General features: G+C 60.4%; 5 protein-coding genes and 2 rRNA genes. 3 read left to right on the top strand and 4 right to left on the bottom strand.

The window, feature by feature from the left end; all coding sequences use genetic code 11:
- Nucleotides 1-111 (bottom strand): 16S ribosomal RNA (locus GTP58_RS30755); the annotation flags it as partial.
- A gap of 377 nt (nucleotides 112-488) precedes the next feature.
- Between GTP58_RS30755 and GTP58_RS30750 the strand changes: the two genes are divergently transcribed.
- Nucleotides 489-2546 (top strand): TonB-dependent receptor family protein, encoded by a 2058-nt coding sequence (locus GTP58_RS30750; RefSeq protein WP_373924800.1) that lies wholly within the window; start codon nucleotides 489-491, stop codon nucleotides 2544-2546.
- Here the strand turns inward: GTP58_RS30750 and GTP58_RS30745 are convergent.
- The gene (locus tag GTP58_RS30745) at nucleotides 2543-3961 is read right to left on the bottom strand and encodes a hypothetical protein (protein ID WP_161080718.1); all 1419 of its coding nucleotides are present in this window, start codon (nucleotides 3959-3961) and stop codon (nucleotides 2543-2545) included. The genes GTP58_RS30750 and GTP58_RS30745 overlap by 4 nt on opposite strands.
- A gap of 2 nt (nucleotides 3962-3963) precedes the next feature.
- Nucleotides 3964-5160, bottom strand: coding sequence for an SPFH domain-containing protein (locus GTP58_RS30740; protein WP_161080717.1), 1197 nt, complete (start codon nucleotides 5158-5160; stop codon nucleotides 3964-3966).
- Nucleotides 5161-5348: 188 nt separating this feature from the next.
- Between GTP58_RS30740 and GTP58_RS30735 the strand changes: the two genes are divergently transcribed.
- Entirely contained in the window at nucleotides 5349-6029 is a 681-nt protein-coding gene (locus GTP58_RS30735; RefSeq protein WP_161080716.1) for a response regulator transcription factor, read from the top strand.
- On the top strand, nucleotides 6029-8083 hold the full coding sequence (locus GTP58_RS30730) for an ATP-binding protein (protein ID WP_161080719.1): 2055 nt from the start codon (nucleotides 6029-6031) through the stop codon (nucleotides 8081-8083). The genes GTP58_RS30735 and GTP58_RS30730 overlap by 1 nt, the downstream gene beginning before the upstream one ends.
- Before the next feature lie 47 nt (nucleotides 8084-8130).
- Here GTP58_RS30730 and rrf read toward each other — a convergent pair.
- Nucleotides 8131-8243, bottom strand: a 5S ribosomal RNA gene (rrf, locus tag GTP58_RS30725).
- Between the last annotated feature and the right edge of the window lie 4 nt (nucleotides 8244-8247).

The raw sequence follows: 8247 nt of genomic DNA, 5'->3' as shown, positions 1-8247 counted from the left end.
CTCACCCGTTCGCCACTCGCCACCAGAGCAAGCTCCGTGCTGCCGTTCGACTTGCATGTGTAAGGCATGCCGCCAGCGTTCAATCTGAGCCAGGATCAAACTCTTTAGTTTAATCTCTGTTTTATCCCGTTTTACCGAGATGGTTCGCTCACTCAAAATACTGACAGTATTACTACTGCTTATTTCTTGTTGAGCATTTAATGCTTTTAGTTTCGCGGAACCGAAGTTCCGCGTGCACTGCATCAAATACCCACACTTATCGACTGTTAATTTTTAAAGATCTTGTCTTACGCTGCGAATCGTTTTGTTCGTCAGCAGAGAGGAAAGAGTATGAAGCGTTTAAACTGTTTCGTCAACCCTCTTTTTTTCTCGCTCACTCTGCATTTTGTATGCATCGTTTCGCGAGGGACCGAACTATAGCAAAGCCTGCGCTGATCTGACAAGGGGTTTGTTATATTTCGCGTTCGATCATTGCGGAGTTAAACATAGTGCATCGCCTGAGTTCCATTCTTGCCCTCGTCGCGGCTGGCGCCGCAGCGGCTGAAACGCCGGTTGTCGTCATCACCGGAACGCGCACGGAACACGTCAGCTTTGACGTGCCTGCATCGATCGACGTCATCGATGCCGACCGCATACGAGAAGGCCAGGCGCGCGTGAACGCATCGGAGGCGCTGGCCAGCGTGCCAGGCCTGGTCGCACAGAACCGCCAGAACTATGCGCAGGACCTGCAGATCTCTTCACGCGGCTTTGGCGCCCGTTCCGCTTTCGGCGTACGCGGCGTACATCTGATTGCAGACGGCATACCTGCCAGCATGCCGGACGGCCAGGGCCAGGCAGCCACCTTCAATCTGGATATGGCGGAACGCATCGAAGTGCTGCGCGGCCCCTTCTCTGCTATCTATGGCAATCACGCTGGCGGCGTGATCCAGCTATTCACGCAGGACGGCAAAGGCGCGCCAACGGTGGAGCTGAATGTCCTCAGCGGCAGTGATGGTACCCACAAGACCGATCTCAATGCGCAAGGCGCCAGTGGCGGCATTGGCTATGTACTAGACGTCTCGCGTTTCGATACCGACGGCTATCGCGCCCACAGCGCCGCCACGCGCGATCAGGCCTACGCCAAGCTGACGCTCCGGCCACTCGACCAGGCCAAGCTCACCATCGTCGCCAATGGTCTGCGCCAGGATGATACGCAGGACGCACTCGGCGCAAGCTGGGCAAGCTATCTTCACGATCCGCGCGCCGGCGAAATCGACATCACCGATACGCAAACACCAAAGCGCACGCTGGCTGACCGCTATAACACGCGCAAGAGCATCCATCACCAGCAGATCGGCGCCAGCTGGGAGCAGCGCTTCGGTGAAGACCGTTTGCGCGTGACCGCATACGGCGGCAATCGCGATGTGATCCAGTACCAGGCTTTTTCCAGGGCCTTTCAGGCGCCGGTCAGCCATTCCGGTGGCGTGGTCGATTTTGAACGCGACTTCTCCGGTACTGACATCAGCTGGTCAACCGTCCATCATCTTGCGCAGGGCAAGCTGACCACCACCATCGGCGCAGAGTACGGCCGCTCCAGCGACGAGCGGCAAGGCTATGAAAATTTCATCGGCACGCAATTCGGTGTGAAGGGGGCACTCCGCCGCGACGAGAACGACACCGTCAGCAATCTCGATCCCTATCTGCAGACGGAATGGGACAGCGGCGCATGGCAGCTCAGCGCAGGTCTGCGGCACAGCCGCGTCAAGATCGCTGTGCGCGACCACTTTCTCAGCAACGGCGATGACAGCGGTTCGCTCAGCTACAGCCACACCACACCGGTGCTGGGCGTGCTGTATCGCGTGACGCCGCGCTTGAACGTATATGCCAGCGCCGCGCATGGCTTCGAAACGCCCACGCTAAATGAGCTGTTCTATTCAGGCGCCGGAGGTGGTTTCAATTTCCGCTTGCAACCCGCGTACAGCACGCACGTAGAAACGGGCATCAAGGCACGCTTCAACGAAACGCGTATCAACGCCGCATTATTCCAGGTCAGGACTACCGACGAACTCGTAGTCGATAGTTCAAGCGGCGGCCGTACCAGCTACCGCAATGGCGGCAAGACCTTGCGCCAAGGTGTGGAGATGTCGCTGGATTCCACCTGGCGCCATGGCCTGAGCACGCGGCTCGCACTGACCACACTCCGCGCGGTCTACGACAACGGCAGCCGCCTGCCTGGCGCCCCGAATGCGAATCTGTACGGTGAACTGGCCTGGCAGGAAGCCCAGGGGCACTATGGCGCCGCATTGGAAGCTGTCGCCGTCGGCAAGATCTACGTCGAGGACAGCAACACAGATCAGGCAGCGCCAGGTTATGGCGTGCTGAATGCGCGCATCACCGCCAACCAGCAGTGGAAGGGCTGGCACTTCAAGCAGTTTGCGCGGCTGAACAATCTGCTCGATAAAAACTACATCGGCTCGGTGATCGTCGGTGACACCAACAAACGCTACTACGAAGCGGCGCCGCAGCGTAACTGGATGCTCGGCGCCAGCGCGCGTTATCAGTTTTAGCGCAGCGCCACGGTCTGGCGTTTCCACGCCGGGTCTTGCCAGCGGTAGAACAGGCTCAGAGACGAAGGCTTGTCCGCCGATTTCACGGTGGCGAGTGTGGTCATATCCACCAGCTCAAAGCTGCGCTTGAAGCGGCCGTCAACACGAACCTCGCGCGCCACCAGCATCTGCTGCGCACCCGGCACCCAGCCAGCGAATTCCGCATATCCGATATCGGGGTCCGCCGCGGCTGGCGGCAAGACGTCCACCTGCCACTCCTTTCCCGACTGATGGAATAGCCACATCTCACGCCAGCCATCCATCGGCTGCACGGCCAGGGCCAGCGCGCTGCCCTGCGTATTCACGCGCGCCGACGCCGTCCACACCACACCGTAGCTACACTTCCGCACAAGCGGATGCTGCTGATCGTGTTTGCCGTCCACCAGCAAGACACAAGATTCGCCCGGCTGCCCCGCGACCGTGATCACGCGCAGCCCCGTTGCTCCCGGCACTGCTCCCGCCAACTCGGCGGCCCAGCGCACGCTTCCTGCCCGCACACCTGCTTCGGCAAACGCACTGGCATCGTCCTCCGTCAACTCTGACGGCTCCACCATGCCTAACGCATCCAGCGCCCGCTGCGCCGCCTCCGTTGAAGGCGCTCCCTTACGCGCCCGCTCAAACGCCACTGACGACCACACCATCGCGCGCCGCATCTGCACACGATTCCGCACATGGCCTGGCAGTTCCTTCAAATCCACGCGCTCCAGCACTTCCGAACGCCATTCGTCCAACGCCACGCGCGCGCCAGGCGTGAGCGAAGGATCGACACACTCCTGACGCGTCAACCCCAGCATCGCCGATGCACGCTGCTGCGGCTGTGCCGACGCCATCGCCAGAACACGGCGGAACGCCTCGCCGTCATAACACAGCTGCATCCGGCCCTCGCGTTCAAAGCTGCGTATATTCACACCGTAATGTGCGACGGCTTCCAGATGCGCTGCAATCACGGTGTCGCCCTGCTTGCCCTGACGCGCAGAAGCACGCCGCGCCAGACGGTCCGCCATCGTACCCAGCGCATCAAACGGTTCTGCCGTGATGGCATTCGCCGGCGCCGCCTTCAGATACGCCGCTGCATAGCTGATGCCCAGCGACTCCGCTCCCGGCGTCTCGCGCAGGAAGCGCACCACCGACAACAGCTCCGGCGCGTCGGCCGCCGCCAGCGATATCTGCCGCACCTGCGTGGCCCGAATGTAGCCGGCCCGCTCGCGCCGATAATCGTACACCTGCAGAAAATCCTGCTTCACACCGCGGATCTCCAGACTATCCCCCTGCCACAAAACAGCCTGCTGTTGTGCCGAGCCTTTGGGCGCAGCACGCAATGCCGCCTGGTCCTGCGTCACGATCGCCAGCGTGAGCGCCGCCGCTATCATCACCATGGTTATTGGCCCTCCGCTGCCACGCGCGTCTGCTTGCCAAGCAGCGATGTGCCGATGAAGCCACCGTCTGCAGGCGGTGGCGCAATAATCACCTGTATCTTGTCCGACAGCTTGTCTGCCATGGTCTTCTGGATCAGCAGCGGATTACGCGAAATCAGATCACCCTCACGCTCCATCTGGGCCACCGCAACCTTGCCCAAAGCCTCCTGGCGAAATGCTTCCGCCTCCGCCAGCTTGCGGCGCGCATCGGCTTCACCGGCCGCCTCAATCAGGCGCGCCTGCGCATTGCCTTCCGAGGTTTTGATACGCGCCGCCTTTTCAGCTTCCGCCTCCAGCTTGCGCTGCTCGATCTGCTTTTGTTTGAAGGGCAGTACGTGCGCCATCGCCTGCTCCTGCGCACGCGCCGCAATGATCTGCTCATTGCCGGCGTCTTCCGCCTCCTTCTCGCGCCGGATCTTTTCCGCATCCGCTTCCAGCGCGGTTTGCTTGACCTGCTTTTCTTTCAGCTCCAGCGTGTAGCGCATCTTCTCCGTCTCCAGTTCTTCCGCGAGCAGCTTTTCCATGCCCGCCTGATACTCAGGAGGCAGCGTGATCTTGCCGATCGTGATACCGCGCAGCGTGACGCCGTCCGCCGCCAGCTTGGGCTTCAGCTCTGCTTCAATCGCCTGCTGAATCTCGGCACGCTTGGATGAAAATATCTCGCGTACCGTGTAACGGGTAAAAACCTTGTAGATCACTCCCTGCACTGCTGGTTCAACAATGGCGCCATTGATATCGGGCGGCAGCGATTGCGCCATCGTCATCACCCGCGTGGGATCAAGTGCATAACGCACCGACATATCCACGTCCAGCGCCAGGCCTTCCACCGACTGGAACGGCGCCTTGTCGCTACGGCTTGGGCGATACACCTGATCCAGCAACGGCACCTGGCGCAGCACATGCACGCCCGGCACCATCAGCACTGCACCGTCGTGCACCGTCACCGAGGAGCCAGTCATCTGATTGGTGCGGATGCCGATATAGCCCGGCGACAGTTTGGCCAGCGGCGGATGCGTGACCAGCGCATAGCCCGCGACCGCAGCCAGCGCCGTTGCCACCAGCATCGCGCCATTACGGCGCATGCCGCCCACCGCCACGCTGGCGCCGCCGCTGAAAGCCGTGCGTACCGCTTGCACCATCCGTTTGATCCGCTCTGCCATGATGTTCACCTTTCGTTGATTTCCGGGCTTATCCCCTGAGACGCATGGTGCCCCGCACAGTGCGGAGCTATCAACGCCGTCGCCGTCCAACTATCCTCACCCGGTGTGAAGAAATCTTCACACCTGTTTTATGACTTTTTCCGTAAAAGCGGAGATACTGGTTCCATTGACAGGAAGTGGAGTGCAGCATGGCCAAAGTCGCCGTCATTGAGGACGATCTGCCGACCAGCAATCAGCTACGGACGTGGATAGAGTCCGCACGGCCAGGCATCGTCGTCGATCAATGGTTCAGCCGTGACGACGCCGAAGCGGCCATCGCGCGTGAGCGCTACGATCTGGTGGTGCTGGATATCGAACTGGGACGCGAGCGGCATGCGGGTGTGGCGATCATCAACGCCATCAACAAGCGGCACGGTACGCCAGTGCTGGTAGTATCGGCCATGCCGGCCACCATTTACCGCAGCATCATGAAAGCACTGGATGCCTGGGACTATCTGCAGAAAGCCACGTTTGAGGAGGCCGATTTTGTCGAAACCTTTCTGGAGATCCTGCGCTCCGTCAAAGAGCCTGCCGCCGCGAGTACCGCAGAACTCAGCATGGACCCGCTGCGCCAGCGCACACCGATGTGGCGTGGCCACCGCATCAACCTGCCACTGACCGCGCAGCGTATATTGGCGGCGTTATTTGAAAAGCGCGGCCAGGTCGTCTCTTACGACGAATTGTTTGAAGTGGTGAAGAGCGGCCGCAATCGCGACAACATCCGCAAGCATGTCAGCACCATCCGTGATGCCTTCCGCGAAATCGATCCCGACTTTGCCTGCATAGAGAACGTGCCGATGCGCGGCTTCCGCTGGGCGGACAGCGAATGATGGACTGGCGCCGTCTCAGCCCAGTCCCCTACCGCTTACGCCTGCTGCTGCGGGCGGCGTTTGTCTTCCTGATGGCGGCGACGGTGGGCCTGGCGTTGTCCGTGCTACAGCAGGAAAAACAGCTCAGCTACAAAAACTATGAAGGCAGCTTCCAGAAGACCCGCGTGCAGGTCGCGGCCACGCTGCGCCATCCGACGGGTCAACTGGCGCTGCTCAATCCTCAACCCGCCAGCAGCGGCGACGCACTGCATCCACTGCTGCTTCCCTTCGCCGCGCTGGACTTCGACGATCTGCAAAAAGTGCAGCAGGCGGTCGCCATGTCCGGCTGCCTGGCCCAATATGGGAATAACGGCTCGCTATGCGTTGGCATTGGTAATAACCCGTGGGCAGGGGGCTTCATTTATGTCGCCGGCACTTTTAATGGCGCCCGGCTGGTGCCGCATGCACGTGGCGATCAGATCGTCGATCAGGCGCACCGTGTACGCGTGAAGGTGACGCTGCGTGGCCAGAGCTATGAATGGATCGCGCCGTTCGAAGAAAGCACCGAGCCGCAAACGCCGGGACGCCGCTACGGCGGCATGCGCGGACGGCTGACCGGTTTCAATGCCGCCGACGTCGCCCGCGCCAAAGCGCCGGTAGTAAAAGACTTCCGTGGCTGGATCTGGCAAAGCCCGCGCTGCAATCAGGCGGATGCCAACGATGATGATGACGCGTGCGCGCGCAGCGCCTTCTTCTCTTTGCGTCTGCCGATCGGTGTGCTGCAGGATGCCTTGTTTGAAAAGCGCCGGCCTGAATGGCCGCCTGCGGATCTGGACCGCATCAACGTCAGTCTTGCCGTGCTGGCGCCAGGTGATGGTGCACCGCTACTGGACAGCAGTACGGGGCCGGCGGCGCAGCCATTTGCGCTGGCAGATCTGAAAACCATGCTGCTGCCGGGAGAGCGCCTGCAAATCAAACGGCTTGGTGATGGCGTCATGCTGCCACCGCTGGTTGGTCCCGTCGAATCGGAAGACCAGTCCTGGCATTTCGTCACCACGCTGATCCGCCACTTGCCCGTGGATGCTTATGATGTACCGCTGGAAGCAAAAGAAGTCATCGCCACACCGGCCGGCAGTTACGAGGTGGTGTTGAAGGGCGATGTGCGCAGCGTGAGCAAAAGCCTGGGTGTAGTGGCCAGTCGCCTGGCCTGGTTTGTCGGCGCGATGCTGGCGGCGTTGATGCTGGCCTGGCTGGTGATCGAGGTCGGCATCATCCGGCGCATCAAGGTGCTGATCAAACGTGCGGACGATGTGGGCGAGAAGGTCAAGTCGGCACGCGGATTTTCGGAAACCGATCTGGCCGACCTGCGTGGCGCCGATGAACTGGGCGTGCTGGCGACCGGATTACATGATCTGCTGCGCCGCGTGCGTGAAGACGTCGAGCGTGAGAACATCCGCGCCGAACAGGAGCGCGATATGTGGCACGCAGTAGGACATGAAATCATGTCGCCATTGCAGTCGCTGATGGTCTTGCATGGTAACGATCAAAGCCAGCGTTATATCAGCCGCATGCAGCAGGCGGTCCGCGTGCTCTATGGTCATGCGTCGCCAAGCGAAGCGTTTCAATCTTCCGAGCTACAGGTCACCGAGGTTGAACTGACGGGCTTCCTGCAAAACGTCGCCGACAATGCGCCGTGCATCGGCATCGAGCATGTGATGTATGAAGGGCCGGCGACTCCGCTCACCGCACGTGCGGATGAATACTCGCTGGAAGATGTCGTCACCCATGTATTGCGCAACGCCGAGCGATACCGGCTACCCGGCAGTCCTATAACCATCACATTACATGGCAGCGAAACAGGCGCGACGATCAGCATACATAATCAGGGCCCGCAGATAGCACCCGATATGCTGAACAAGATTTTTGAGTATGGCGTTTCCGATGGCGCCGGCGAAAACCGCGGCCAGGGACTGTTTGTGGCCAAGACTTATATGGCCAAGATGGGCGGCACCATCGTCGCCCAGAATCACACGCATGGTGTGCGCTTTGTACTGAGCCTGCAGCGCGGAGGGTAAACGCAAAAAGGCCCGATCATCGATCGGGCCTTCCTGACTTATAACTAGCTTGACGATAACCTACTTTCACACTGGTTGCAGCACTATCATCGGCGCAGAGTCATTTCACGGTCCTGTTCGGGATGGGAAGGGGTGGGACTGACTTGCTATGGTCATCAAGCTTT

This window comes from Duganella sp. CY15W (genome assembly GCF_009857555.1).
In the GTDB taxonomy this organism is placed as follows: domain Bacteria; phylum Pseudomonadota; class Gammaproteobacteria; order Burkholderiales; family Burkholderiaceae_D; genus Rugamonas; species Rugamonas sacchari.
Note: the sequence above shows the minus strand (reverse complement) of the source record. Positions and strands in the feature narration are given on the sequence as shown.

Bases quoted from the DNA above. Each gene is read 5' to 3' on its own strand.
- GTP58_RS30745 (WP_161080718.1), bottom strand. From the start codon at position 3,961: ATGGTGATGATAGCGGCGGCGCTCACGCTGGCGATCGTGACGCAGGAC.
- GTP58_RS30730 (WP_161080719.1), top strand. From the start codon at position 6,029: ATGGACTGGCGCCGTCTCAGCCCAGTCCCCTACCGCTTACGCCTGCTG.
- GTP58_RS30740 (WP_161080717.1), bottom strand. From the start codon at position 5,160: ATGGCAGAGCGGATCAAACGGATGGTGCAAGCGGTACGCACGGCTTTC.
- GTP58_RS30735 (WP_161080716.1), top strand. From the start codon at position 5,349: ATGGCCAAAGTCGCCGTCATTGAGGACGATCTGCCGACCAGCAATCAG.